The sequence below is a fragment of the Roseibium aestuarii genome (assembly GCF_008477545.1).
GTDB lineage: Bacteria > Pseudomonadota > Alphaproteobacteria > Rhizobiales > Stappiaceae > Roseibium > Roseibium aestuarii.
On sequence record NZ_VORA01000003.1, the window covers coordinates 21,403 to 48,402 of the forward strand.

Consider the following 27,000-nt stretch of genomic DNA (forward strand, 5'->3'; position numbering starts at 1 on the left):
CCTTCACGACATCACGAGGCAAGCTTCATGGCCATTGTGTCCAAGAGTGTTCCCGTTCCGCCGCTGGTCCCCGTCAAGCGCGCGCTGCTTTCCGTTTTCGACAAGACCGGACTGGTCGAGTTCGCCAAGGCCCTGGCCGAGCGCGGCGTCGAGCTGGTCTCCACCGGCGGCTCCTACAAGTCCCTGAAGGATGCGGGCCTCGAAGTTCTCGACATTTCCGAAGTGACCGGCTTCCCCGAGATCATGGACGGCCGGGTAAAGACCCTGCATCCGAAAGTCCACGGCGGTCTTCTCTCCATCCGTGACGACGCCGACCACCAGGCCGCCATGGCCGAGCACGGCATCACCGGCATCGATCTCTTCTGCGGCAACCTCTATCCCTTCGAGGACGTGGTGGCCAAGGGCGCGGATTACGCGACCGGCATCGAGAACATCGACATCGGCGGCCCGGCCATGACCCGCGCCGCCGCCAAGAACCATGCCTATGTCACCGTGGTCACCGACCCGGCAGATTATGCGGACGTGATCGCGGCGCTGGACGCCAACGGCGGCCAGTCTCCGATCGAGCTGCGCAAGAAGCTGGCGCTGAAGGCCTTTGCCCGCACCGCCGCCTATGACGCCGCCGTCTCCAACTGGATGGCCGATCAGCTGAACGAAGCCACCCCGACCCACCGCGCCGTCGGCGGCAAGCTGGCCGAAGTCATGCGCTACGGCGAGAACCCGCATCAGTCCGCAGGCTTCTACAAGACCGGCGAAGCCCGGCCGGGTGTCGCGACCGCGCGCCAGATCCAGGGCAAGACGCTCTCCTACAACAACATCAACGACACGGACGCCGCCTTCGAGCTGGTCTCCGAGTTCGACCCGGCGCGCACCGCGGCTGTGGCCATCATCAAGCATGCCAACCCTTGCGGCGTGGCGGAAGCCCCGACCCTGCGCGAGGCCTATGAACTGGCCCTGCGCTGCGACCCGGTCTCCGCCTTCGGGGGCATTGTCGCCCTGAACGGCAAGCTCGACGCGGCCGCCGCCGAAGAGATCGTCAAGATCTTCACCGAGGTGATCATCGCCCCGGATGCAGACGAAGCCGCCAAGGAAATCATCGCCGCCAAGAAGAACCTGCGCCTGCTGCTGACCGGCGGTCTTGCCGATCCGCGCGCCAAGGGCCTCTTCGTCAAGTCCGTGGCCGGCGGCCTGCTCGTGCAGGACCGCGACAGCGGTGTGGTCGATGACCTGGACCTCAAGGTCGTGACGAAGCGCGCGCCCACCGAGCAGGAACTGAAAGACCTGAAGTTCGCCTTCCGCGTGGCCAAGCACGTCAAGTCCAACGCCATCGTCTACGCCCGCGACGGAGCCACCGTCGGCGTCGGCGCCGGCCAGATGAGCCGCGTCGACAGCGCCCGCATCGCCGCCCGCAAGGCGCTCGACGCCACCGAGGCCGCCGGCCTGACCGAAGCCCTGACCAAGGGCTGCGTGGTTGCCTCAGACGCCTTCTTCCCCTTCGCCGATGGCCTGCTGTCTGCGGCGGAAGCCGGCGCGACGGCCGTGATCCAGCCCGGCGGCTCCATGCGTGACGACGAAGTCATCGCAGCGGCCGATGAAGCTGGCCTGGCAATGGTCATGACCGGAATGCGTCATTTCCGCCATTGATATAAATAACAGTAAGACGACTGGCGAAAACTTGCTTCGCCAGTCGTTTCCATTTCTAATAACACTTCCTTAAATACGTATTTTCTATCGTTCTCCGGATTGATCTTCTGATCCGGAGTAACAGATGCTCAGATCCGCCGGCATTACGACCAAACTCGTAGCCCTCAGCATTTCCAGCATTGCCGCAGTGCTGATCGTCGGGGTCGGAGTGATTGTCTGGACCGTCTCCACGATCACCAGAGATCAGGCCATCCGGCGCGCCGAGAATGTCGCCGAAGCTCAGGCCGAATATGTTCGCCGAACGCTGGAGCATGGCCACACCATCGCCAAGTCCCTCGGCGACACGCTCTCCGGCCTGAAACAGGCTGGCTCCGTCGATCGGCTGGCCTGGATCGCCACGCTTCGCGGCGTCCTCGCCGAGCAGCCGGACCTTTCCGGGGTCTGGGGCGTTGTCACCACCGACGAACTGGACGGACGCAACGCGGAATTCGTCGGCAAGGACCTGCACAACGAGACAGGCGGCTGGCGCCCCTATTTCTACCGCGACGGCGACAAGATCGAATATCAGGCCATTCCGCTCACCGACATCGAGCAGGCTGCCGAGCCGGCGCTCTGGTTCACGGTGGCCTACGAGACTGGCAAGCCCTTCGTCACCGAGCCCTACACCTGGGGCCTGAACGATGGCGGCACCGCCACGGGCATGACCTTCTCGGCCCCGCTGATGGCGGACGGCAAGCCGATCGGTGCGGTCGGCGTGGATCTCTATCTCAAGGCCATCTCGGAAAGCCTGAATGCCATCCGCCCCCTTGATACCGGCGAGGTGAAACTCCTCTCCCAGGGCCGGAAGTGGGTCACCCATCCGGACGAGGCACTACTCGACAAGCCATGGGCGGACGGCGCAGCCCAGGCCGATGGCGACACCTCCGCGCGGATCTGGGCCGAGCTCGAACAGGGCCGCATGACGAGCTACTACGGGTTCTCCCCGCGCTTCGGCGAGGATGTGGTCAGCATCCTCGTGCCCATCAGCGTGGGCACCACCGGCCAAAGCCTGTTTCTCGCGGTGGATGTTCCCACCTCGACCCTGCAGAGTGCCACCTATGACGTGGTCTGGACCGTGCTTGCGGTGAGCGCCGTGATGCTTCTGGTGGCCGCCGCCGCGCTCCTCCTTGCCGGCCGCGCCCTGATCCAGAGGCCGTTCCGCCAGATCCTCGACAGCATCCGCGCGCTCACCGATCACCGCTACGACGTGACCATTCCCGACACGGACCGCCGCGACGAGATCGGCGAGGTGAACAAGGCACTCGAGATCTTCCGCGACAAGGCCCGCGAGGCCGAAGACCTGGCCGCCCAGCAGGCCCTGCAACAGCAGGAGCAGATCCGGCGCGCGGAAAGCATCCGGACCCTGTCCAGCAGCTTCGATGCCCAGATCAGCCAGCTGGTGACCACGGTCATGTCGCAGGTGGGCGATCTTTCCACGGCGGCCATCACCCTGACGTCGGGTGCCGATGACACCAGCGCCAAAAGCACGGCGGTCGCGGCCGCCTCGGAAGAAGCCTCGGCAAACGTGGAAACCGTCGCCTCGGCCGCCGAGGAACTGATGGCGTCGGTCGGCGAGATCCGCCGCCAGATGGCCCAGTCGGCAGAGATTGCGAGCCAGGCCGTGACCCAGGCCAACACCACCAACAGCAAGATCGAGGAACTTTCCAGCGCCGCCGCCAGAATCGGCGAAGTGGTCAAGCTGATCACCGCCATCGCGGAACAGACCAACCTTCTGGCCCTCAACGCCACCATCGAGGCCGCCCGCGCGGGCGAAGCGGGCAAGGGTTTTGCCGTGGTCGCGGCCGAGGTGAAGGAACTGGCAACCCAGACCTCCAAGGCCACCGAGGAGATCTCCGCCCAGATCAACGCCGTTCAGGAAGAAACCACCGGCGCGGTGGAGGCAATTGCCCGGATTTCCGAGATCATCGAGAACATGAACGAGATCTCCATGGGCATCCAGGGCTCCGTCGACCAGCAAAGCCAGGCGACGGAGGAGATCGCCCGCAACATCCAGGAAGCGGCCAACGGCACGCAGGATGTGGCAAGCAACATTGTCCAGGTGGCCGCCTCCGCCGATCAGACCGGTTCTGCCGCCCGCAAGGTGAACATGTCCGCCGATGTCCTCAAGGCAGAAGCCAACCGGCTGAAACAGGAGGTGGAGACCTTCCTCAAGGGCGTTCGCTCTGCCGCCTGACCTCTCTGCTGCAGCGCGACCCTATCGCGCATCAAGCCGCCGCAGCAGCAGCGCCCCAAGGACAAAGAACAGAAGGATCACCGACATGCCCGCCCGCTGCGATCCCGTCGCGGCGGTGAGGAGCCCGACGGCCAGCGGGCTCAGGAAACTGGTGACCTTGCCGGACAGGGCCATGAGCCCGAAGGACTGGGTCAGCCGGTCCGCAGGAGCCAGCGCCACGAGAAGGCTGCGGGACGCCGCCTGCAGGGGCCCGGCCGCAGCCCCGATCACGGCCCCGAGCCCCAGGAACACCTGATCCGCCACGCCGCTGAAAAGCCCCTCGCCCCCGGGAACCACCGGCACCACGAAGAGCACCGTCGTCCGATCAAGGGAGATCAGCCCCAGCCCGCAGACGAAGAGCAGCGCGAGGGCGCCGAGGAGAACACGGCGCGGCCCGATCCGGTCGTCCAGAACCCCTCCGGCCAGCGCACCGGCCGTGCCCGTCACGGTGAGAAGGATGCCGAAAATGCCGATTTCCACGGTCTCCCAGCCGAGCTGGCCTGCCGCATAGATGCCACCGAAGGCAAAAAGCGCGACCAGCCCGTCCTTGTAGGCCATGTTGGCGAGAAGGAAGGTCGTCAGCGGCCCCGCATCCTTCAGCCCGCGGACGGCGTCCCTCAGCGAGGCAGCGCCTGCGCGCAAGGCGTGGGACAAACGCGCACGCTTCGGCGCATCGGGAACCACCAGGAACAGCGGCAGGACGAAGACGGCATACCACAGGGCCGAGAGCGGACCGCTGACCCGGTCACCGGCACCGGTCTGCGGATCAAGCCCGAAGAGCGGCGTGAGCCCGAGGAGCGTCCGGCCGGTCTCCGGAGAGGCCACCAAGAAGCCCAGCGCCAGCACGAGGCTGACCAGCCCGCCCGCATAGCCGATAGCCCATCCCAGCCCCGACAATCTTCCCACCTGACCGCGCGGGACGAGATCCCCCATCATCGCATTGTTGAAGACCGTCGCGAACTCGACCGCGAGGGTCGCAAGCGCAAAGCCGCCCAGCGCCAGCGCGACACTGTGGGGCCCACCGGGCACCGCCCCCCACAAAAGGCAGCAACCGACGACAAGCGGCACGGAAAAGGCCAGGATCCACGGCTTGCGGTGGCCGGTGGCGTCGGCGACCGATCCGAGCAGCGGTGCCAGCAGGGCAATCACCAGTCCGGCGGCGGCCGTCGCATAGCCCCAGAGCTCCTGCCCCAGCGCCGGCGTGGCGGCGACCCGCGTCGCGAAATAGGGCGCGAAGACGAAGGTCGTCACCAGCGTGAAGAAGGGCTGGGTCGCCCAGTCGAACAGCGCCCAGGACAACCGGATGGAAAGGCTGGCGGACGGACTGGCAGAGGAAGGGGAAACGGTCACGCAAGAGGCCCGGAAACATGAAAACGGGCCGACAGCGTGGCTGCCGGCCCGGATCACGTCAAGCTCGTCACCGAGATCCTGGAGGATCAGCGGGCGATTTCCGCCAGAAGGCTCGCCGCCACGGAGAATTTCGACACGCTGAGGTCTCCGTCGAGGATCTCGTTCACCGTCGCCAGCGACCGCTTCACCACCGCTTCATGGGTGGCCAGCCAGCTCTGGAAGCTGCCCGCGACGATGGCTTGCGTCGCAAGATCCCGATGCGCGGAGGCGAGAACCGTCCGCGCCCGGTCGAGCGCCAGACCGTCGTAATAGTCCGCGATCTTGAGGTCCCGTGCCAGCGCATCGATGGCTCCGATGCGGAAGTAGGACGCCACTTCGAAGAAGGCCTTGGCCGCATCGCCAAGATCCGCCCTGGTCGCCTCGGCGATCACGACGATATCCGGCACCGCCCCTTCCACCGGCAGCCAGGCGATGCGCTCGGCAAGGCCCGCATCCACCCCGGCGGCCAGATAGGCCTGCTCGCGACCATTCAGATCGGCGGAAACGCTCTTCCCGGTCAGGGTCTTCAGCTGCGGCCGAAGGGCCTTGATGCCCGTCGCGAAGCGATCGACCACATCCGCGATGCCCTTGTCGAAGGCCACGTTGCGCTGGAACCAGACCACCTGCTCAATGACCAGATCCTGGATGGAGCGATAGAGCTCGAGCTGCAGCGTCCCGTCGATGCGGGTGTCGTGGGCATCGACCTCCTCGTTCAGCGCCGTCAGGCCGAAGCTGTCGCGCACCGCCACGAAGGAACGAGCGATTTCAGCAGCCGTGGCACCGGTCTGATCCGCCACCTTGGTGATGAAGGTCGCCCCACCCCGGTTGATGATCGAGTTGGCCATCATGGTCGCGATGATCTCGCGGCGCAGGCGGTGACCCTTGATCTCGTCCCGGTAGTCTTCCGTCATCTGGCTCGGGAAGTAGCGGAACAGCTCCCGTTCCAGATAGCTGTCATCGGGCACGTTGCTGCCAAGCAGCTTGTCGTAGAGATGCAGCTTGGCATAGGCGAGCAGCACGCCCAGCTCCGCCCGGGCCAGATAGGTGCCAGACTTGGCCATGTCGGCCAGCGTCGCATCATCGGGCAGGAACTCGACCTGACGGTCCAGCTCGCCGAGCTGTTCCAGCTGCCGCATCATGCGCATCTGATAGCCGAAGTTCTCCGCCCCTCGGGTCTCCGTCATGGAGAGCGACAGGGTCTGGAGATAGTTGTTGCGCAGCACCAGCGCGGCCACCTCGTCGGTCATTTCCGACAGAAGCGTGTTGCGGTCCTTCACGGACAGCTTGCTGGCCTTCACCGCAGCGCCGAGCGCGATCTTGATGTTGACCTCCATGTCCGAGGAGTTCACCCCGGCGGAGTTGTCGATCGCATCCGAGTTGCAGCGGCCACCATGGCGATGGAACTCGATACGGGCTCGCTGGGTCATGCCGAGGTTCGCGCCCTCACCGATGACCTTCGCGCCGACCTGGGCCGCGGTGATGCGGATCGCGTCATTGGCGCGGTCGCCCGCATCCGCATCGGTCTCGGCGGACGAGCGGATGTAGGTGCCGATGCCGCCGAACCAGAGAAGATCCACCTTCAGCTTCAGAATGGCGGTCATCACCTCCTGCGGCGTGGCGGTTGCCCTTGCGATCCCGAGCAGCTCCTGCATTTCAGCGGAAAGCGGAATGGACTTGGCATTGCGCGGGAAGACCCCGCCGCCCTTGGAGATCAGCTTGGCGTCATAGTCCTTCCAGGACGAGCGTCCCAGATCGAAGACGCGCTTGCGCTCCGCCCAGGAGGTCTCCGGATCCGGGGTCGGATCGATGAAGATGTCCCGGTGATCGAAGGCCGCCACCAGCTTGATCGCCCGGGACAGCAGCATGCCGTTGCCGAACACGTCCCCGGACATGTCGCCCACACCGCAGACGGTGAAGGGCTCGGTCTGGATGTCCCGGTTCATTTCCCGGAAGTGACGCTTGGCCGCTTCCCAGGCCCCACGTGCGGTGATGGCCATCTTCTTGTGGTCATAGCCGGCAGAACCGCCCGAGGCGAAGGCGTCATCCAGCCAGAAGTCCCGCGACTGGGAAATGCCGTTGGCCGTGTCGGAGAAGGTGGCCGTGCCCTTGTCGGCGGCAACCACCAGATAGGGATCGTCGGCGTCGTAACGCTGGACCAGCGTCGGCGGCACGATCTTGTCGTCCACCAGGTTGTCGGTCACGTCGAGCAGGGCGTTGATGAAGATCTTGTAGCTCTCGGTCCCTTCCTGGAACCACGCCTCGCGGTCGCTCATGTCCGGCAGCTGCTTGGGCACGAAACCGCCCTTGGCCCCCACCGGCACGATCACCGCGTTCTTCACCTGCTGCGCCTTGACGAGACCGAGCACTTCCGTGCGGAAGTCCTGCGCCCGGTCAGACCAGCGCAAGCCCCCGCGCGCCACCATGCCGAAGCGCAGATGCACGCCCTCGACCCGGGGGCTGTAGACAAAGATTTCGCGCAAGGGCCGCGGCTGGGGAAGATCCTCGATTCCGCGGGAGTTGATCTTGAAGGCAAAGGTCGGCTTCGGCAGCCCGGCTTGGTCCAGCTGGTAGAAGTTGGTGCGCAGGATGTTGTCGATCACGTTCTGGAAGCGCCGCAGGATGCGGTCGTCGTCCAGACTGCTGACCGTTTCCAGATCGCTGGCGATCTCGGCCTCGATCTTCGCCGTTCCGAGCGTCCGGTCCTGATCGTCCCGGGTCGGGTCAAAGCGGGTGTGGAAGAGTTCCACCAGCTTTGCCGCCACATGCGGATAGGCGTTGAGCGTGGTCCACATGTAGTCTTCGGAGAAGCGGATGCCCGCCTGCCGCAGATACTTGGACAGGGCCCGCACCACCGCGATGTCCCGCCAGGCAAGACCCGCGCTCAGCACCAGGGCGTTATAGCCGTCGTTTTCCGCCCGGCCTTCCCAGATCGCCATGAACAGGCTCTCCAGACGGCCGATCACGTGATCGTCGAGAGCGATCTCGGATCCATCCCGGGCTGCCAGCGTCATCTCGTGCAGATAGCTCAGCGGCTCATCCGTCGGGGTCACCCGGTAGGTGCGCTCGTTGATCACGCGGAAGCCCATGTTTTCCAGAAGCGGCACGCGGGCCGACAGCGGGATCGGCGACCCCTGATGATAGACCTTGAGGGAGAGGCGCGTGTCCTCCGACCCGGCGGCCCGGAAGAAGGTGATGGCCGTGTCCCGGTCCGGCGACAGGGTCTCGATCTTCAGCACGTCACCGAGGGCGGTTTCCGCGTTGTAGACTTCCTTGTAGCCGCCGTGGAAGGCCAGCGCATAGCGCTCCGACAAGGCGCGGGCGGTGACCGGATCGAACCGGGCCTTCAGCGCATCGCGCAGATTGTCCGGCCAGGTGCGGACCATGGAGGCAATCGCCGCTTCCAGATCGCTCTGGTCCGGGGTCGGGGTCTTGCCCTTGTCGCGCCCGATGATGAAGTGGACACGGGTCAGCGGCCGGTCGAGATAGGTCACGTACCAGGCCGAGAGGCGCCCGTCATAAATCGACGCCAGATAGGAGCCGATGTTGAGCCGCACTTCCGTGTTGTAGCGGTCCCGCGGCACGAAGCAGAGGATCGACACATAGCGGTCGAACTTGTCGGCACGGGCCAGCACGCGAATGCGCGGGCGTTCGTCCAGCTGCAGGATGGTGATCGCGAAATCGAACAGCGTGTCCCGGTCGATCTGGAACAGCTCGTCGCGGGGGAAACTCTCCATCACGTTGGTCAGGGCGCGGCCGGAATGGCTCTCCGGATCGTAGCCGGCCTTGGCCAGCACGCTCGCCACCTTGCGGCGCAGGAACGGAATGGTGCTGGTCGGCTCCGTGTAGGCCGTGGAGGCAAAGAGACCGATGATGCGCAGCTCGCCGACCATCTGGCCATCGTCGTCAAAGAGCTTTGCCCCGACATATTCCATGTGGACGCGCCGATGCACCCGGCTCTTCACATTTGCCTTGGCGATGATCAGCGGCTCCGGCTTCATCAGGAACTCGCGGATTTCCGGCGTGATCTGCACGAACTCGGAGCCACGACGCAGGACGCGCACATCCGGATCGGCAAGAAGGCCGAGGCCCGTGCCTTCGTACGGCGACAGGTTGCCCTCTTCCACGCCGCCCTCGAACTTGTATTCGCGCATGCCGAGGAAGATGAAGTTGTCGGCCGCCATCCACTCCAGGAAATGAATGGCCTCCCAGAGCTCGTCACCGGCCCCCGTCGCCTGGGTCGTCTTGTAGGTGTTAATGGCCCGGCGCAGGCGCTTCTGCATCGGGTCCCAGTCCTCGACGGCGGCGCGCACATCCTTGAGCACGGCGTCGAGACGCGCCTTGAGACCGTCGCGAACTTCAGCGCTGTCGATGCGGGTGACGTGAATGTGGATCAGGCTTTCCTGATCCTCTTCGCGCGGCGCGCCGCGCTTCTTGCCGGTGGCGGAGATCAGCTTGCCGGAGGCGTCCCGCTCGATGGAGAAGATCGGGTGAAGGACCAGATGCACCTCGAGCCGGCTGTCCTGGAGTTCGGCCATCACCGAATCCACCAGGAAGGGCATGTTGTCGTTGACGATCTCGATGACCGTGACTTCACCCGCCTTGTGGCCCTTGGCCTTGAACGACGGGTTGGCGACCGTGACCCGGTGGGTGCCCTTGTCGTGGATCTGGAAATCCTCGTAGGCCGTGCGGGCGAAGGCGATCAGCTCGTCCTCGCTGTAGGCGACCAGATCCTCTCCCGCGCCGCGCAGGTAGAATTCGCGGGCGAAGCTGGCGAGATCCTCGCTCTCCCCGCTCAATCTGGCGACCAGCGCCTCGATCATCCGCGTTTTCGAGATCTCTGTCTTGTCCGGCATTTCCGTCCCTTTCGACTGCTGTTCACGCCGACTGTGCCTTGATCTAAGCAGACGTTGATGAAGGGAGCCCTTACGGCGGTCCCATGTTGCCTACATAGAATTGCGGAGAGCTTATCCGGTTTCTCCCCTCAATTTCAGGCTAAAGATGGTCCGGTGGAAGAAAGAACCGACCAAAAAACCGTGACAGGACAGCTCGATCCGCCCAGTCCGACGGCCCGGACAGCAGGCTGCCCCCATTTTGCGGTGCCTGGCTTGCGATTGCGCCGCACTGCCATTCACCGGTGGACAGGTGAGATTGTTTCAACGGGTGTTTGAGTTCGCGGGCCACCACCTGCGAGTGACTTCGCCCTGCAATCGGTGTAATAGGCTGCCACGGAAGTCTGAGGTTTTTTGGAGAGGGACCGGCCATGGTTGCGCGCGTTTTCATTGACGGCGAAGCAGGAACGACGGGTTTGCAGATCCGCGAGCGCCTGGCCGCGCGCCGCGATCTGGAGTTGCTGTCGATCCCCGACCACCTGCGCAAGGACCTCTCGGCCCGCGCCGATCTGCTCAACTCTGCCGATGTGGCCATCCTGTGCCTGCCGGATGACGCCGCCAAGGAAAGCGTGTCGCTGATCACCAGCGAGACCACCCGCGTCATCGATGCCTCGACCGCCTATCGGGTTGCCGAGGGCTGGGACTATGGCTTTGCCGAAATGGCGAAAGATCAGGGCGCGCGCATTGCCGCCTCGAAGCGGGTCGCCAATCCCGGCTGCTGGCCCCAGGGCCTGATCGCCCTTCTGCGTCCGCTGATCGAGGCCGGTCTTCTGCCAGCCGACCATCCGGTGACCTACAACGGCATCTCCGGCTATTCCGGCGGCGGCAAGTCCATGATCGCCGACTATGAGGCCGCCGGCAGCAAGGCAAACACCTTCGCGCCCTATGCCCTGACCCTCAATCACAAGCACCTGCCCGAGATGACCGCCTACAGCGGCCTGACCCGCACGCCGCTCTTCACCCCGGCGGTCGGCAACTACTACAAGGGCATGCTGACGGCCATTCCGCTGCAGCTGGCGACCCTGCCGAAGGTTCCGACCGGTGCCGAGCTGCATGCAGCCATCGCCGATCATTTCGCCGCCATCAGCGACGGCTTTGTCGAGGTCGCGCCCCTGGCCGACATCGGCAGCTCCGCCGACCTGAACCCGGAAGCGCACAACGGCACCAACACCCTGCGCCTGCATGTGTTTGCCAACGATGCCCGCGCCCAGGCCGTGCTGATCGCCGTCTATGACAATCTGGGCAAGGGCGCATCCGGCGCCGCCGTCCAGAACCTCAATCTGATGATCGGGGCCGACGCCGGGCTCAGCCTGACAGCCTGACCCTGAAGGGACCCCTCGACTGACAGTCCGTTACAAGCACAAGAATTCTGGAGAGATCGCCTTGGAAAAATTCGTCACGCTCACCGGTGTCGCGGCCCCGCTGCCGATCATCAACATCGACACCGACATGATCATCCCGAAGCAGTTCCTGAAGACCATCAAGCGCACTGGCCTCGGCACCGCGCTCTTCCACGAGCTGCGCACCAATGACGACGGCACTCCGAACGAGGACTTCGTGCTGAACAAGCCGGCCTACAAGGACGCCCAGATCCTGGTGGCCGGCGACAACTTCGGCTGCGGCTCCTCCCGCGAGCATGCCCCCTGGGCCCTGCTCGACTACGGCATCCGCTGCGTGATCTCCACGTCCTTCGCCGACATCTTCTACAACAACTGCTTCAAGAACGGCATTCTGCCGATCCAGGTCTCCGAGGAGGAGCTTGAGAAGCTGCTCGACGACGCGAACCGTGGCGCCAACTCCACCCTGACCGTGGATCTGGAAGCCCAGGTCATCAAGGGTCCGGACGGCGGCGAGATCTCCTTCGAGATTGACCCCTTCCGCAAGCACTGCCTGATGAACGGCCTCGACGACATCGGCCTGACCCTGGAAAAGCGCACCTCTATCGACACGTTCGAAGGTTCGGCTGCCGAATCCCGTCCCTGGGTCTGAGATCCCGGACAAACGACTGCTGACGAGGCCGGGGCATCTGCTCCGGCCTTTTCGTATCGCGAGGCCTTCACAAAGGCTTGAAATGATTTATCCCGCAGGCGCCACAATGGACGGCTAGAGTGTCGGCATGACAGCGACAGTATTCTCCCGCCTGGCGCCCCTTGCGCCCTGGACCGACCGAACCGGACAGCTCTCCGTGCTCCGCCTCGTCGTCTTCCTCGCCCTGCTCGTTCCCGGCGTGCTGGTCTTCCAGGATCTTGCCTTCGGACCGATCCGGCCGGAGCCCTTCGAGTTCGCCCTGCACCAGACCGGCGAATGGGCGGTGCGGATCCTGGTCCTGAGCCTCGCCGTCACGCCCATCCGGCGGATCTTCCGCTGGAACAGGGTGATCGGCCTGCGCCGCATGATCGGCGTTACCGCGCTTGCCTATGCGATGCTGCATCTGGGGCTCTACATGGCGCAGGAAAACTGGGTTCTGCCGAAGATTGCTTCCGAGATCGCCCTGCGCTTCTATCTCACCATCGGCTTTGTGGCCCTGCTCGCCCTGATCGCGCTGGGGGCGACGTCCTTCGACCGGGCGATCCGCACCATGGGCCCGCGCTGGACCACCCTTCACCGACTGGTCTATCCGGCAACGGCGCTGGCGCTCTTCCATCACTTCCTGCAGGCCAAGGCGGATGTTTCGGCAGCGACCCTGCTGTCCGGACTTTTCGTGCTGCTGATGCTCTACCGGCTGATCGCCGCCCGGCGCTGGCGACTGGAAAACATCGGCATTCTCACCGCCGCAGCGCTGGTCGCATCCGCCCTCACGGCAGGGCTCGAATATGCCTGGTATGCTCTGGCGACGAATCTTCCGGCGGAACGGGTCTTCATGGCGAACTTCAACCTCGCCCTGTCCCTGCGCCCGGCCGTGCTCGTGCTCCTGGCGGGGCTGGCCGTGGCCGCCATCCGCCTGGGGCTGACGCTCGCCACAAGCCTCAAGGCGCGGCTGCGCGCCGCCTGACGACGGGCAGGTCTCATCACGTGTCAGGAAAACTCAGTCGACCTGATCGCCGGCGAGGCGGCGCAGATCCTCGATCCGCTCGCCGATGGGCTTGAGAGCGGCAACGGTCTGCTGATAGCGGGCGGCCTGCTTGTCGAAGAGCTGCTTGGCGAGTTCCGGATATTCCTGAACCATGCGCTTGAAGAGGGCGCGACGAATGCGGATCACCCGCACGGCACCCACGGCGACGGCCCGGCAGGGGCGCTTGGTGTCGACCAGAAGAGCCGTTTCGCCGAGCAGCGTGCCCGTCGGGGCCACGTCCACCTCATCATAGCCTTCCGGCCCGCGCTTGCGCAGGGACACGGAGCCCGAGGCGACAACCATGCCGCCATCCGCCCGTTCGCCCTCGTCAAAGAGGGTCGATCCGCTGCGGTAGTCCATGCTTTCGGCGCTGAAGGCGAGCAGACGCAGGTGATCATCCGCAAAATCGGCGAATACCGGGATCTGCTGCAGGAGGACGATGTCTTCGGTCAGGCTCATGATCAAGCTTTACGATGCTTCGCCCGAACGGTCCAGTGGCCGGGGACAGGAGGGCTCCTGTCCGCACAGATTGAAGGATCCGGAAGCCAGCCGGGTCAGGGGACGAGCTTGTAGCCGCCCGCCTCGGTGACCAGAAGCTCCGCGTTGGACGGATCCCGCTCGATCTTCTGGCGCAGGCGATAGATATGGGTTTCCAGCGTATGGGTGGTGACGCCGGAATTGTAGCCCCAGACCTCATGCAGGAGAATGTCGCGGGTCACCGGCTTTTCTCCGGCGCGGTAGAGGAACTTCAGGATGGAGGTCTCCTTCTCCGTCAGCCGGATCTTGGAGCCCTGATCGTCCTGCATCAGCTTTGCCGCCGGACGGAAGGAATAGCGGCCGATGGCGAAGGTGGCGTCTTCGCTCTGCTCGTGCTGGCGCAAATGGGCGCGAATGCGGGCGAGCAGCACGGCGAACTTGAACGGCTTGGTGACATAGTCATTGGCGCCGGCCTCAAGACCGAGGATCGTGTCGCTGTCGCCATCATGACCGGTCAGCATGATCACCGGTGCCTTGAAGTCGCTCTTGCGCAGCAGCTTCACCGCCTCGCGTCCGTCGATGTCGGGAAGACCCACATCCATGAGCAGCAGATCGACATGCTCGGACTTGGCCATCTTCAGCCCCGAAGCGGCCGTTTCCGCCTGGAGCGTCGTGAACTCGTCGTAGAGCGAGAGCTGCTCGACCAGTGCTTCCCGCAGCTGGGTGTCGTCATCGATGATCAGAATGGTCCGGGCGGTCATCTTTCGGTCCTCACCTCGTCCAGCACACGTGCCGGCGCAACAGGGCGTTGCCTTCGGCCTTCAGGCCATGCGCCACCCAATATGGAAATCTGGCGACGTTTGTGCGAGGGAAATCATCGCTGGACAAGCATTGCTTCGTCAATTCTTCTTCACGCCGGAGTTATGGCGACTTTATTCTGACCCCTTCGACGGGCGGATCCTCTCCCCGCTCTCGGCTTGCACTTTTTGCCAATCCTCTCCCAACGCCCGGAGGCCGCTTGAAAAATCTCGTGAAAGTGCTGGAGGTCCGCGCGACCACACCGGGCGCAACCCGTGGCCTGCTGACGTGTGGAGAGATCACGTTTGCGTGTGCACTCGGCCGCTCGGGCCTCACCCGGTTCAAGCGAGAGGGAGACGGTGCGACGCCGATGGGGAGCTTCGAGCTGCTGAATGCCGTCTATCGCGCCGATCGCGGCCCGCGCCCGCGTACCGAACTGCCCGTCGAACGCCTCGTGCCCACGGACGGCTGGTGCGACGATCCCCGTCATCCGCGCTACAATCGCCCGGTCGATCTGCCCTTCGAAGCGGGGCACGAGAAGATGTGGCGCGACGATCGCCTCTACGACATCGTGGTCGTGTTGAACCAAAACATGTTCCCGGCCGTTGCAGGAAGGGGAAGCGCGATCTTCTTCCACGTCGCCCGGGAAGGTTACCTGCCGACCGAGGGCTGCGTGGCCGTGGCGCCGGCCCACATGCGGGCGATCCTGGAACGGATCGGACCGGGAACCGTGATGAACATCGCCTGAGCCTGAGGGGCCCGGCCGCGAGGAGGAAAGAACATGCGCTGGAAGGGTCGTCGCGAAAGCGGAAATGTCGAGGATCGCAGAGGCTATCGCATGGCAGGCGGATCCCGCCCGGGCCTGCGCATTCCCCTGTCGCGCGGCCGCAGTGCGCGCGGTGGCGGTCTGGGGCTCGGTGGCATCCTGATTGTCCTGGCGCTCGCCTGGTTCACGGGCATCGACCCGCTGACCCTGCTCGGGCTGAACGGCGGATCGTCCTACGACAGCGGCCCGGCCATCTCGTCGGGTACGACCGCCCCGGCCAATGACGAGACGTCGCGGTTCGTCTCCGTGGTCTTGGCCGACACGGAAGACACCTGGAACACGCTTCTCGCCGAACAGGGTATGAACTACCCCGAGCCGCGCCTCGTGCTCTTCTCCGATGCAGTGCGCTCCGCCTGCGGACAGGCCAGCGCCGCCGTGGGCCCCTTCTATTGCGGCCAGGATCAGAAGATCTACATCGACCTCACCTTCTACCGGCAGCTGGCCGGCCAGTTGAAGGCCCCGGGCGATTTCGCCCAGGCCTATGTTCTGGCCCACGAGGTCGGCCATCACTTGCAAAATGTGCTGGGCATCCTGCCGGAGTATCACCAGGCCCGTCAGGGCATGAGCGAGCGGGACGCCAATGCGCTGTCCGTGCGCGTCGAGCTGCAGGCCGACTGTTTCGCCGGCATATGGGCCCATCATGCCGCCCGCCAGCAGGATTTCATCGAGGACGGCGACATCGAGGAAGCCCTGAACGCGGCCAGCCGCATCGGCGACGACACCCTGCAGAAGCAGGCCCGCGGCTATGCCGTGCCGGAAACCTTCAACCACGGCAGCTCCGCCCAGCGGGTGCGGTGGTTCCGCGAGGGCTTTTCCTCCGGCGACATCCGCGCCTGCGACACGTTCAAGGCCAGTACCCTCTGATCCGGCGCAAGCCCGCCGGTTTACCCTGTCCGCTCGCGGGGTCCGCGACGCAGCCCTGCCCTGCGTCGCAGGTCTGGTAATCCCGCGCGTTTTCCGCCATATAGGGGCTTCCGGCGGCCATGCGGTCACGACACCGCGCCGCTGGACCAATTCCTTGGACATTCTGGTGGATCCGACGGACAGGCAGCCGCATATGCGCAGACCCTTTTTGAAAATGAACGGCCTCGGCAACGACTTTGTCGTCTGGGATGCGCGCAGCGAGAAACTGGCCCTGACGCCGGATGTCATCGCGCGCCTGGGCTCCCGCGAGACCGGCATCGGCTTCGACCAGATGATCACCGTCGAACGCTCGTCCCTGCCGGGCGTCGATGCCTTCATGCGCATTCATAACATGGACGGATCCCAGGTGGATGCCTGTGGCAATGCGACCCGCTGCATCGGCCGTCTGCTGCTGGAGGAAAGCGGCAAGTCGGCCGTGACGATCCAGACCAACGCCGGGCTGCTGAATGCGGTCGCCAGCGGTGTTCCGCGCACGATTTCCGTCGACATGGGCGTTCCGCGCCTGCGCTGGGACCAGATCCCGCTGGCGGAAGAATTCGCCGACACACGCGCCATCGAACTGCAGATCGGCCCGATCGACGATCCCATCCTGCACACGCCCGCCGTGGTCAGCATGGGCAATCCCCACGCCATCTTCTGGGTCAAGGACATCGAGGCCTATGACCTGGCCAAGGTCGGGCCGCTGCTGGAACATCATCCGATCTTCCCCGAGGGTGCGAACATCTCGCTGGCCCAGTTCATCGGAGAGAACGAGATCCGCGTGAAGGTGTGGGAACGCGGCGCGGGCCTGACGCTGGCCTGCGGCACCGGAGCCTGCGCCGTGGCGGTTGCCGCCGCGCGCGACAACAAGGCCGGCCGCAAGTCCGTCATCCATCTGCCCGGCGGCCCGATCACCATCGAATGGCGCGAAAGCGACGGCCACGTGATCATGACCGGCCTGACGGAAGTGGAATTCGAGGGGGAGATCGATCTGGAAACCCTCGCCTGGGAGAAGGTTGCCGAAGGCGACCTGGCGCTCGAGCCCGCCGGAGATGCCGCGTGAGCATTGACGTCGTTACCTTTGGCTGCCGTCTGAATTCCTATGAATCGGAAGTCATGAAGCGGGAGGCAGAAGCCGCCGGCCTCAAGGATGCTATCCTGATCAACACCTGCGCGGTGACCAACGAAGCCGTGCGCCAGGCCCGTCAGGCCGTGCGCAAGGCACGCCGCGACAATCCCAACGCCCGGATCATCGTCACCGGCTGCGCGGCCCAGACCGAGAGCGCCACCTTCTCCGAAATGGAGGAAGTGGACCTGGTGCTCGGCAACACCGAGAAGCTGGAGCGCAAGTCCTACCAGCAGGTCGCGACCTTCGGCATCGACGACAGCGAGAAGGTGCGCGTCAACGACATCATGAGTGTCGAGGAGACCGCCGGCCACCTGATCGACGGGCTGGAGGGCCGCGCCCGCGCCTTCGTCCAGGTGCAGAACGGCTGCGATCACCGCTGCACCTTCTGCATCATCCCCTACGGCCGCGGCAATTCCCGCTCCGTGCCCATGGGCGTGGTCATCGACCAGATCCGCCGCCTGACTGAAAACGGCTACAACGAGATCGTGCTGACCGGCGTGGACATCACCAGCTACGGCTCCGATCTGCCGGGCACGCCGAAACTCGGCGCGCTGACCGCCAAGATCCTGAAGATGGTGCCGGACCTGAAGCGCCTGCGCCTGTCCTCCATCGACAGCATCGAGGCCGACGACGAGCTGATGCGGGTGATCGCCGATGACGAGCGGCTGATGCCCCACTTCCATCTCTCGCTTCAGGCCGGCGACGACATGATCCTCAAGCGCATGAAGCGCCGCCACCTGCGCGCCGACACGATCGCCTTCTGTGAAGAGGTCCGCCGCCTGCGCCCGGACGTGGTCTTCGGTGCCGACATCATCGCCGGCTTCCCCACCGAGACGGAAGAGATGTTCCAGAACTCGCTGCGGATCGTCGATGAATGCGGCCTGACCCATCTCCACGTCTTTCCCTTCTCGCCCCGTCCGGGCACGCCGGCCGCCCGCATGCCCCAGCTGCCGCGCCAGGTGGTGAAGGAGCGCGGCGCGCGCCTGCGCGCCAAGGGCGAGGAAGTGCTGAAGAAGCATCTCGCCGGTGAAGTGGGCAAGATCCTGCCGGTGCTGGTGGAAAAGGAAGGGCTCGGCCGCACCGAAACCTTCACCCAGACCGAGATCACCGGTGGCGAGGCAGGCGAGATCCTGATGGTCAAAATTATCGGCCACAGCGACCGCCATCTTCTGGGCGATGTGGTATCAAGAGCCGCATGACCGTTCCCAGCGAACGGCCACGCCCCTATGACGACTGACAGTTCAAGGCCTTTTTCATGAGCGACAAGAAGCGCGGATTTTTCGGACGTCTCTTCGGGGCGAAGGACGAGACACCGGAAGAGGCTGCCGTCCGCCCTCAGGAAGTGGCCGAGGACACCGCGTCCGCCGTCGAGCCTGATGCAGATGCCGAGGCCCTGACGCCGGAAGCGGACACGGTGCCGGAAGCCGTTGCCCCGATTGCAGAGGCCGCCGAGCCCCAGCCTGTTGCCGAGCCTGAACCTCAGGTCGAGGTTGAAGCCGAAGCTGAAACGGACACGGCAGTTGCGGCGCAGCCGGAGAGCGCCCCCGCCATCCTGCCCGAAAGCGCCCCCGAAGAACCGGCCCCCACGGAACCGACCCCCGAGGCCTCCGCTCAGCTGGCCCCTGCGCCAGTTGCGCCCGCCCAGCCGGAAGCCCAGAAGCAGAGCTGGTTCCAGCGTCTGCGCGCCGGCCTGTCCCGCTCGTCCTCCGCCCTCACCGAGGGCATCTCGTCCATCTTCACCAAGCGCAAGCTGGACGCCTCCATGCTGGAGGATCTGGAAGACGTTCTGATCCAGGCGGATCTGGGCGTCGACACGGCCATGGCCATCACCGAACGCCTTGCGTCCGGTCGCTACGACAAGGAAATCGCGCCGGAGGAAGTCCGCGCCATTCTCGCCGACGAGGTGGAGAAGGTGCTTGAGCCCGTCGCCTTGCCGCTGGACCTGAACCGGGGCAAGAAGCCCCATGTGGTGCTGATGGTCGGAGTCAACGGCACCGGCAAGACCACCACCATCGGCAAGCTCTCCCAGAAGCTCGCCCGCGAGGGCAAGACCGTGATGCTGGCCGCGGGCGACACGTTCCGCGCCGCCGCCGTGGAGCAGCTCAAGATCTGGGGCAGCCGCACGGGGGCTGAAGTCATCGCCCGCGCCACCGGCGCCGATGCGGCAGGCCTCGCCTTCGACGCCATGAAGGAGGCGAAGGACAAGAATGTCGACGTTCTCCTCATCGACACGGCCGGCCGCCTGCAGAACAAGGCCGAGCTCATGGACGAGCTCGAAAAGGTCATCCGCGTGATCAAGAAGCACGACCCGGAAGCCCCGCACGACGTGATCCTGACCCTGGACGCCACCACCGGCCAGAATGCCCTGAGCCAGGTGGAAATCTTCGGCCGGGTGGCCGGTGTCACCGGTCTGGTCATGACCAAGCTGGACGGCACCGCCCGGGGCGGCATCCTTGTCGCCATCGCCGCCAAGCACAAGCTGCCGGTCCATTTCATCGGCATCGGCGAAGGGGTCGAGGATCTGGAGCCCTTCAAGGCCCGGGATTTCGCCACCGCCATCGCCGGACAGGCGTAAAAAGGCCCCGGCAGGCACCGGTTCAGGCACTCAGCACGATCACCCGCGCGCCCATCGGCACCCGGTCATAGAGGTCGATGATGTCCTGCTGCCAAAGCCGGATGCAGCCCGAGGACGCATCCCAGCCGATGCTCTTCGGCTGGTTCGTGCCGTGGATCCTGTAGAGCGTGTCGCGCCCTCCCTGCCAGAGATAGAGCGCACGCGCCCCCAGCGGATTGGTCGGCCCGCCCTCCTGACCCTTGCGAAAAATCTCCAGATCCGGATCACGGGCAATCATTTCCGCCGGCGGGAACCACTTCGGCCAGACCTGCTTCGCGCCGACCACCGCCTCGCCCTGCCAGCTGTAGCCTGCCCGCCCGACGCTGATGCCATAGCGCACCGCCCGTCCGCCCGGCTCGACCACGTAGAGGAACTTGGCGGCCGGATCGACCACCACGGTCCCCGGTGCAGGACCGACCGGATAATGCACCCGCTGGCGCCAGAGGGTCGGATCGAAGTCGAGATAATCGACCGGCGGCAGGGAATAGCCGCCGTCGAGCCTGGCACCGTAGATCGCGCCGTAGTCGGGAACCTCCTCGACCAGATAGGCAGGCTGCGGTGCACCGTAGACCCCGCGCGCAGACGGCTGGCACCCGGCCAGCCCCGCACCCGCCCCGGCCATCAGCCCGGTCAAGAAACGGCGTCGGGTCAGCGTCACACTCATCAGGAGCCCCCTTCGTCTGCATGGCATCCGCGCGACACTGCCCCGCAAAGATTGCGCGGGGCTGACGGGGGGTGGAAGCGAGGTTGCGAGCCGGGCAACGCGAGCAAGCCCGCAGCAGTGAAGGCCGCCACACTCCCTCTCTCCTCCCTCATGCCGATGCGTCTCGGCAAACCTGGGCGCCGCGTGTGTCGAAGCGTCACGGGATGACGAACACGGAGGCGTGATGCTGACAGCAGAGACAGAAACGGGCCCCGCAGGGCCCGCTTCATCAGGTGGAAAAGGACAACCGCCTCACCCGGTCACCAGGTTCCGCAGAACGTAGTGCAGGATGCCGCCGGCCTTGATGTATTCCAGCTCGTCCAGCGTATCGACGCGGCACTGGCACTCGATCACCTTCGTCGTGCCGTCCGCGTAGGTCACTTCCACGTCCATCATCTGGCGCGGGGTGATGTCGGCGATGCCCTTGATGGTCACCCGCTCCTTGCCGGTGATGCCGTGGGACTGCCAGCTCTCGCCGTCCTTGAAGACCAGCGGAATGACGCCCATGCCCACCAGGTTGGAGCGGTGGATGCGCTCGAAGGACTGGGCGATGACCGCCCGCACGCCGAGCAGCTTCGTGCCCTTGGCTGCCCAGTCACGGGACGAGCCGGTGCCATATTCCTTGCCCGCGAAGACGACCAGCGGCGTGCCTTCCGCCTGATACTCCATGCAGGCGTCATAGATCCACTTCTGGGCGCCATCCTTCAGGGTAACGCCGCCCTCGACCCCGGGCACCATCTGGTTCTTGATGCGGATGTTGGCAAAGGTGCCGCGCATCATGACCTCGTGGTTGCCGCGCCGCGCGCCATAGGAGTTGAAGTCCTTCACGGCCACCTGATGCTGGGAGAGATATTCCCCGGCCGGGCTGTTGGCCTTGATGTTGCCGGCGGGCGAAATGTGGTCAGTGGTGATGCTGTCGAGGAACAGACCCATAACGGCGGCATTCTGGATGTCCGTCAGGGGCTTGGGCTCCATAGTCATGTCTTCGAAATAGGGCGGATTCGCCACATAGGTGGAGGCGGACGGCCACTTGTAGGTCATGCCGCCCTCGACCTTGATCGCCTGCCAGTGTTCATCGCCCTTGAACACGTCGCCATAGCGCTCGCGGAACATCTCCTCGGTGATGGAGGAGCGGATCAGATCGGTGATCTCGGCCGTGGTCGGCCAGATATCCCGGAGATAGACCGGGTTTCCGTCCGGGTCCTGACCGAGCGGATCTTCGGCCACGTTGATGTTGAGGCTGCCGGCGATGGCATAGGCGACGACCAGCGGCGGCGAGGCGAGGTAATTCGCCCGCACATCCGGGTTCACCCGGCCCTCGAAGTTGCGGTTGCCGGAGAGCACGGAGCAGACCACCAGATCATGGTCATTCACCGCCCTGGAAATCGCCGGATCGAGCGGACCGGAATTGCCGATGCAGGTTGTGCAGCCATATCCGGCGAGCGTGAAGCCCAACGCATCCAGATCGCTTTGGACGCCTGCCTTTTCCAGATAGTCGGTCACCACCTGAGAGCCCGGCGCCAGCGAGGTCTTCACCCAGGGCTTGACGGTCAGGCCCTTCTTCAGGGCATTGCGGGCCAGAAGCCCGGCGCCGATCAGCACGGAGGGATTGGAGGTGTTGGTGCAGGAGGTGATGGCGGCGATCACCACATCGCCATTGCCGATGTCGTGGGACTTGCCCTCCACCGGCACCCGCTTGGAAAGCTCGGTGGCCTTCTTGAATTCGGTTTCCATGGTCTTGGCGAAACCGGCCGCGGCACCGGAGAGATCGATACGGTCCTGCGGACGCTTCGGGCCCGAGACGGAGGGCACGACCGTAGAAATGTCCAGTTCCAGCGTGTCGGTGAAGACCGGCTCTTCGGCGCCAGAGCGGAACATGCCCTGCGCCTTGGCATAGGCCTCGACCAGCGCCACCCGGTCCGCATCGCGGCCGGTCGCCTTCAGATATTTCAGCGTGTCGCTGTCGACAGGGAAGAAGCCGCAGGTCGCGCCATATTCCGGCGCCATGTTGGCGATGGTTGCCGCATCCTCGAGCGACAGGTTGTCGAGGCCAGGGCCGTAGAACTCGACGAACTTGCCGACCACGCCCTTCTTGCGCAGCATCTCCACGACGCGCAGCACCAGGTCGGTGGCGGTGATGCCCTCGTTCAGCTTGCCGGTCAGCTTGAAGCCGATGACCTCCGGAATGAGCATGGAGATGGGCTGGCCGAGCATGGCCGCTTCCGCCTCGATGCCGCCCACACCCCAGCCCAGCACGGCAAGACCGTTGACCATGGTGGTGTGGCTGTCCGTGCCGACCAGCGTGTCGGGATAGGCGATGGTCTCGCCGCCTTCGTCCCGGGTCCAGACGGTCTGGGCCAGATATTCCAGGTTCACCTGATGGCAGATGCCGGTTCCCGGCGGCACGGCGCGGAAGTTGTCGAAGGCCGACTGGCCCCAGCGCAGGAACTCGTAGCGCTCGCCGTTACGTTCATATTCCAGCTCCACATTGCGCCGGAAGGCGTCCTTGGTGCCGAAATAGTCGATCATCACCGAGTGGTCGATCACCAGGTCCACCGGCACCAGCGGGTTGACCTTCTTCGGATCGCCGCCGAGCTTGACGGCCGCATCGCGCATGGCCGCCAGATCCACCACCGCCGGAACGCCGGTGAAATCCTGCATCAGCACGCGGGCCGGACGATAGGAAATCTCGTGATCGGACGTGCGGGAGCCGAGCCACTTGGCCACGGCGCGGATGTCATCGGCGGTCACCGTGCGCCCGTCCTCGAAACGCAACAGGTTCTCCAGCACCACCTTCAGCGAGAACGGCAGGCGCGACACACCTTCGAGCCCGTTCTTCTCGGCGTCGGGAATGGAGAAATAGGTGTAGGTCTTGTCACCGACCTTGAGGGTCTTCTTCGACTTGAAACTGTCAAGGGACTGGGTCACGTCAGGTGCTCTCCTTCACATGCCGCACGCCGTTGGGTCGCGTCCCCCGGATGCGGACTGGTCTTGCGCGGAGGTCGGAACCGGCCTCCGGTGAAATCTCGACAGGCTTTCGGTCACGCCGCCTCGGCGCAGCATCTTGGCGCGCCAGGGCCGCTGACCCGTGATCGCTTTCACGCCACACGCGGTCACTGCCCGAGACTTTTGCCCTGCCCTTCGTGATTTCAAGTCCTTGTGCGGGAATTCGTTCCCTGAATGATCCGGTCACGAGACAGATGCGCTGCCCCGTGGGCCCGATCCGGACTGGCAGTCGCGGGACCCGTCCTGAGGCACGTCATGAGGCGTGAAAGTGCCGCCTGAACACTTTCTGTTTTCCAATCTAGGGCACAGTGGCAACCCGAGTGCGACAGCGCGCAGGGCCGGGAAACGAAAATCTGGTCCATCGCGCCGTCAATCGCGCGGAAACGTGTTGCATACATATGTATACTATATTATGACCGCGCCAAGCAAGCTTGTCCCGGCTCGCGAGAGAGACGATCCGGCGTAAGCTTCCACCATCAGAAGGACGCCGCGACCATCATGAGCCTGTATTCCGACTACCTCAAGGAAATCGAGACGCGCAAGACCCAGGGCCTGCATCCCAAGCCCATCGATGACGGCGCGCTGCTTGCCGAAATCGTCGAGCAGATCAAGGATGCCGGCAACGAGCACCGCGCGGATTCGCTCAAGTACTTCATCTACAACACCCTGCCCGGCACCACGAGTGCGGCCGGCGTGAAGGCGAAGTTCCTCAAGGAAATCATCCTCGGCCAGGCCACCGTCGCCGAAATTACCCCGGCCTTTGCCTTCGAGCTGCTGTCCCACATGAAGGGCGGCCCGTCCATCGAGGTGCTGCTCGATCTGGCGCTGGGTGACGATGCCGACATCGCCAAGGATGCCGCCGACGTTCTGAAGACCCAGGTCTTCCTCTATGCCGCCGACACCGACCGCCTGAAGGCCGCCTTCGAAGCCGGCAACCCGATCGCCCGCGACATTCTGGAAAGCTACGCGAAGGCCGAGTTCTTCACCAAGCTGCCGGACGTGGACGAAGAGATCGAAGTGGTGACCTACATCGCCGCAGAAGGCGATATCTCCACCGACCTTCTGTCCCCGGGCAACCAGGCACACTCCCGCTCCGACCGCGAGCTGCACGGCAAGTGCATGATTTCCGAAGAAGCCCAGAAGGAAATCGAAGCGCTCAAGCTGCAGCATCCGGGCAAGCGCGTCATGCTCATCGCCGAAAAGGGCACCATGGGCGTGGGTTCCTCCCGCATGTCCGGCGTGAACAACGTGGCCCTGTGGACCGGCAAGCAGGCCTCTCCCTATGTGCCTTTTGTGAACTACGCTCCGGTCGTGGCCGGCACCAACGGCATCTCCCCGATCTTCCTCACCACCGTCGGCGTGACCGGCGGCATCGGTGTCGACCTGAAGAACTGGGTGAAGAAGCTGGACGCCGACGGCAACCCGATCCTCAACAATGACGGCAACCCGGTTCTGGAGCAGAAATACTCCGTCGCCACCGGCACCGTGCTGAAGATCAACACCAAATCCAAGAAGCTCTACAGCGAAGACGGCGCCGAGGAACTGGCCGACCTGAAGTCGTCCTTCACCCCGCAGAAGGTCGAGTTCATGAAGGCCGGCGGCTCCTATGCCGTGGTCTTCGGCAAGAAGCTGCAGACCCTCGCCGCCGAAACCTTGGGCGTGGAAGCCCCGCTGGTCTTCGCACCGTCCAAGGAAATCTCCCATGAAGGTCAGGGCATGACCGCCGTGGAGAAGATCTTCAACGCCAATGCCGTCGGCAACACCCCGGGCAAGGTTCTCCATGCCGGTTCCGACGTGCGCGTCCGCGTGAACATCGTCGGCTCCCAGGACACCACCGGTCTCATGACCGCCCAGGAACTGGAAGCCATGGCGGCCACCGTCATCTCCCCGCTGGTGGACGGTGCCTATCAGTCCGGCTGTCACACCGCCTCCGTGTGGGACCTGAAGGCGCAGGCCAACACGCCGAAGCTGATGGCCTTCATGCACAAGTTCGGCCTGATCACCGGCCGTGACCCCAAGGGCGCCTATCACTCCATGACGGACGTGATCCACAAGGTCCTGAACGACCTGACCGTGGACGACTGGGACATCATCATCGGCGGCGACAGCCACACCCGCATGTCCAAGGGCGTTGCCTTCGGCGCAGACAGCGGCACCGTGGCTCTGGCTCTGGCCACCGGCGAAGCCACCATGCCGATCCCGGAATCCGTCAAGGTGACCTTCAAGGGCGCCATGAAGGACTACATGGACTTCCGTGACGTGGTGCACGCCACCCAGGCCCAGATGCTGAAGCAGCATGGCGACAACGTCTTCCAGGGCCGCGTCATCGAAGTGCACATCGGCACCCTGCTGGCCGACCAGGCCTTCACCTTCACCGACTGGACCGCGGAAATGAAGGCCAAGGCCTCCATCTGCATCTCCAACGACGAGACCCTGATCGGCTCCCTCGAGCTGGCCAAGTCCCGTATCCAGGTGATGATCGACAAGGGCATGGACAATGACGCCCAGGTCCTGAAGGGCCTGATCGCCAAGGCCGACAAGCGCATCGCCGAGATCCGCTCCGGCGAGAAGCCGGCGCTGACCCCGGATGCGGACGCCAAGTACTTCGCCGAAGTGGTGGTGGACCTCGACCAGATCGACGAGCCGATGATCGCCGATCCGGACGTCAACAACGCCGACGTCTCCAAGCGCTACACCCACGACACCATCCGTCCGGTGTCCTACTATGGCGGCGAGAAGAAGGTCGACCTCGGCTTCGTCGGCTCCTGCATGGTGCACAAGGGCGACATCAAGATCGTTGCCCAGATGCTGCGCAACCTGGAAAAGGCCAAGGGCAAGGTGGAGTTCAAGGCTCCGCTCGTGGTCGCGGCCCCGACCTACAACATCATCGACGAGCTGAAGGCCGAAGGCGACTGGGAGACCCTGGAAAAGTACTCCGGCTTCGAGTTCGACGACGCTGCGCCGAAGACTGCCGCCCGCACCGAGTATGAGAACATCCTCTATCTCGAGCGCCCGGGCTGCAACCTCTGCATGGGCAACCAGGAAAAGGCTGCAAAGGGTGACACGGTTCTCGCCACCTCGACCCGCCTGTTCCAGGGCCGCGTCGTGGCCGACAGCGCGACCAAGAAGGGTGAATCCCTGCTGGCCTCGACCCCGGTCGTGGTTCTCTCCGCGATCCTGGGCCGCACCCCGACCGTCGAGGAATACAAGGAAGCTGTCGAAGGCATCGATCTGACCAAGTTCGCGCCGCCGCTGCAGGTTCCGGCAACCTCCCGCTCGGTCCACTTCTAAGACCAGC

17 protein-coding genes are annotated in these 27,000 nt (G+C 64.6%); 11 read left to right on the plus strand and 6 right to left on the minus strand.

The genetic code is table 11. From position 1 onward, the window contains the following. The first annotated feature begins 27 nt into the window (after positions 1-27). Positions 28-1,644 carry a bifunctional phosphoribosylaminoimidazolecarboxamide formyltransferase/IMP cyclohydrolase gene (gene purH / locus FR728_RS12975; RefSeq protein WP_149893155.1) on the plus strand — a complete coding sequence of 539 codons (1,617 nt, stop codon included), beginning with the start codon at positions 28-30 and terminating at the stop codon, positions 1,642-1,644. A gap of 124 nt (positions 1,645-1,768) precedes the next feature. Beyond that, positions 1,769-3,877: a methyl-accepting chemotaxis protein gene (locus FR728_RS12980; RefSeq protein WP_149893156.1), complete on the plus strand. Its 2,109-nt coding sequence runs from the start codon at positions 1,769-1,771 to the stop codon at positions 3,875-3,877. 21 nt (positions 3,878-3,898) lie between these two features. On the opposite strand, the gene FR728_RS12985 is transcribed toward FR728_RS12980, so the two are convergent. Next, entirely contained in the window at positions 3,899-5,266 is a 1,368-nt protein-coding gene (locus FR728_RS12985) for an MFS transporter (protein ID WP_149893157.1), read from the minus strand. 86 nt (positions 5,267-5,352) lie between these two features. Continuing rightward, complete coding sequence (locus FR728_RS12990) at positions 5,353-10,158, minus strand: NAD-glutamate dehydrogenase (RefSeq protein ID WP_149893158.1); 4,806 nt, start codon at positions 10,156-10,158, stop codon at positions 5,353-5,355. Between the two features lie 407 nt (positions 10,159-10,565). Here FR728_RS12990 and argC point away from each other — a divergent pair, with 407 nt between their 5' ends. From argC to FR728_RS13005, 3 genes are all read left to right on the plus strand, one after another. Continuing rightward, positions 10,566-11,516 carry an N-acetyl-gamma-glutamyl-phosphate reductase gene (argC, locus tag FR728_RS12995; RefSeq protein ID WP_149893159.1) on the plus strand — a complete coding sequence of 317 codons (951 nt, stop codon included), beginning with the start codon at positions 10,566-10,568 and terminating at the stop codon, positions 11,514-11,516. A gap of 61 nt (positions 11,517-11,577) precedes the next feature. Continuing rightward, the gene (leuD, locus tag FR728_RS13000; RefSeq protein ID WP_149893160.1) at positions 11,578-12,183 is read left to right on the plus strand and encodes a 3-isopropylmalate dehydratase small subunit; all 606 of its coding nucleotides are present in this window, start codon (positions 11,578-11,580) and stop codon (positions 12,181-12,183) included. Positions 12,184-12,310: 127 nt separating this feature from the next. Continuing rightward, on the plus strand, positions 12,311-13,186 hold the full coding sequence (locus tag FR728_RS13005) for a protein-methionine-sulfoxide reductase heme-binding subunit MsrQ (protein WP_149893161.1): 876 nt from the start codon (positions 12,311-12,313) through the stop codon (positions 13,184-13,186). A 33-nt stretch (positions 13,187-13,219) separates the two neighbouring features. Here FR728_RS13005 and FR728_RS13010 read toward each other — a convergent pair whose 3' ends face one another. Both FR728_RS13010 and FR728_RS13015 read right to left on the minus strand, forming a co-directional pair. After that, positions 13,220-13,705 carry a Crp/Fnr family transcriptional regulator gene (locus FR728_RS13010; RefSeq protein ID WP_149893162.1) on the minus strand — a complete coding sequence of 162 codons (486 nt, stop codon included), beginning with the start codon at positions 13,703-13,705 and terminating at the stop codon, positions 13,220-13,222. Positions 13,706-13,800: 95 nt separating this feature from the next. After that, entirely contained in the window at positions 13,801-14,484 is a 684-nt protein-coding gene (locus FR728_RS13015) for a response regulator transcription factor (protein WP_149893163.1), read from the minus strand. A 257-nt stretch (positions 14,485-14,741) separates the two neighbouring features. Between FR728_RS13015 and FR728_RS13020 the strand changes: the two genes are divergently transcribed. The 5 genes from FR728_RS13020 (at position 14,742) to ftsY (ending at position 19,954) form a co-directional block, all read left to right on the plus strand. Then, positions 14,742-15,269 (plus strand): L,D-transpeptidase family protein, encoded by a 528-nt coding sequence (locus FR728_RS13020; RefSeq protein ID WP_149893164.1) that lies wholly within the window; start codon positions 14,742-14,744, stop codon positions 15,267-15,269. Between the two features lie 33 nt (positions 15,270-15,302). Continuing rightward, positions 15,303-16,211, plus strand: coding sequence for a KPN_02809 family neutral zinc metallopeptidase (gene ypfJ / locus FR728_RS13025; protein ID WP_149893165.1), 909 nt, complete (start codon positions 15,303-15,305; stop codon positions 16,209-16,211). A 193-nt stretch (positions 16,212-16,404) separates the two neighbouring features. Then, complete coding sequence (gene dapF / locus FR728_RS13030; RefSeq protein WP_149893166.1) at positions 16,405-17,313, plus strand: diaminopimelate epimerase; 909 nt, start codon at positions 16,405-16,407, stop codon at positions 17,311-17,313. Then, on the plus strand, positions 17,310-18,578 hold the full coding sequence (gene mtaB / locus FR728_RS13035) for a tRNA (N(6)-L-threonylcarbamoyladenosine(37)-C(2))-methylthiotransferase MtaB (RefSeq protein WP_149893167.1): 1,269 nt from the start codon (positions 17,310-17,312) through the stop codon (positions 18,576-18,578). The genes dapF and mtaB overlap by 4 nt, the downstream gene beginning before the upstream one ends. Before the next feature lie 56 nt (positions 18,579-18,634). Next, on the plus strand, positions 18,635-19,954 hold the full coding sequence (ftsY, locus tag FR728_RS13040; RefSeq protein ID WP_149893168.1) for a signal recognition particle-docking protein FtsY: 1,320 nt from the start codon (positions 18,635-18,637) through the stop codon (positions 19,952-19,954). 22 nt (positions 19,955-19,976) lie between these two features. Here ftsY and FR728_RS13045 read toward each other — a convergent pair whose 3' ends face one another. After that, complete coding sequence (locus tag FR728_RS13045) at positions 19,977-20,657, minus strand: L,D-transpeptidase (RefSeq protein ID WP_149893169.1); 681 nt, start codon at positions 20,655-20,657, stop codon at positions 19,977-19,979. 291 nt (positions 20,658-20,948) lie between these two features. Further along, positions 20,949-23,624, minus strand: coding sequence for an aconitate hydratase AcnA (acnA, locus tag FR728_RS13050; RefSeq protein ID WP_149893170.1), 2,676 nt, complete (start codon positions 23,622-23,624; stop codon positions 20,949-20,951). Between the two features lie 576 nt (positions 23,625-24,200). Between acnA and FR728_RS13055 the strand changes: the two genes are divergently transcribed. Continuing rightward, positions 24,201-26,993, plus strand: a complete 2,793-nt coding sequence (locus tag FR728_RS13055; RefSeq protein WP_149893171.1) for a bifunctional aconitate hydratase 2/2-methylisocitrate dehydratase — start codon at positions 24,201-24,203, stop codon at positions 26,991-26,993. The last annotated feature ends 7 nt before the right edge of the window (positions 26,994-27,000 follow it).

What these genes read in the sequence shown, in the direction of transcription:
- ypfJ (WP_149893165.1), top strand. Translation starts at nt 15,303, where the DNA reads ATGCGCTGGAAGGGTCGTCGCGAAAGCGGAAATGTCGAGGATCGCAGA.
- FR728_RS13015 (WP_149893163.1), bottom strand. Translation starts at nt 14,484, where the DNA reads ATGACCGCCCGGACCATTCTGATCATCGATGACGACACCCAGCTGCGG.
- FR728_RS12990 (WP_149893158.1), bottom strand. Translation starts at nt 10,158, where the DNA reads ATGCCGGACAAGACAGAGATCTCGAAAACGCGGATGATCGAGGCGCTG.
- FR728_RS13005 (WP_149893161.1), top strand. Translation starts at nt 12,311, where the DNA reads ATGACAGCGACAGTATTCTCCCGCCTGGCGCCCCTTGCGCCCTGGACC.
- ftsY (WP_149893168.1), top strand. Translation starts at nt 18,635, where the DNA reads ATGAGCGACAAGAAGCGCGGATTTTTCGGACGTCTCTTCGGGGCGAAG.
- FR728_RS12980 (WP_149893156.1), top strand. Translation starts at nt 1,769, where the DNA reads ATGCTCAGATCCGCCGGCATTACGACCAAACTCGTAGCCCTCAGCATT.
- dapF (WP_149893166.1), top strand. Translation starts at nt 16,405, where the DNA reads ATGCGCAGACCCTTTTTGAAAATGAACGGCCTCGGCAACGACTTTGTC.
- FR728_RS13010 (WP_149893162.1), bottom strand. Translation starts at nt 13,705, where the DNA reads ATGAGCCTGACCGAAGACATCGTCCTCCTGCAGCAGATCCCGGTATTC.
- FR728_RS13045 (WP_149893169.1), bottom strand. Translation starts at nt 20,657, where the DNA reads ATGAGTGTGACGCTGACCCGACGCCGTTTCTTGACCGGGCTGATGGCC.
- FR728_RS13055 (WP_149893171.1), top strand. Translation starts at nt 24,201, where the DNA reads ATGAGCCTGTATTCCGACTACCTCAAGGAAATCGAGACGCGCAAGACC.
- purH (WP_149893155.1), top strand. Translation starts at nt 28, where the DNA reads ATGGCCATTGTGTCCAAGAGTGTTCCCGTTCCGCCGCTGGTCCCCGTC.
- argC (WP_149893159.1), top strand. Translation starts at nt 10,566, where the DNA reads ATGGTTGCGCGCGTTTTCATTGACGGCGAAGCAGGAACGACGGGTTTG.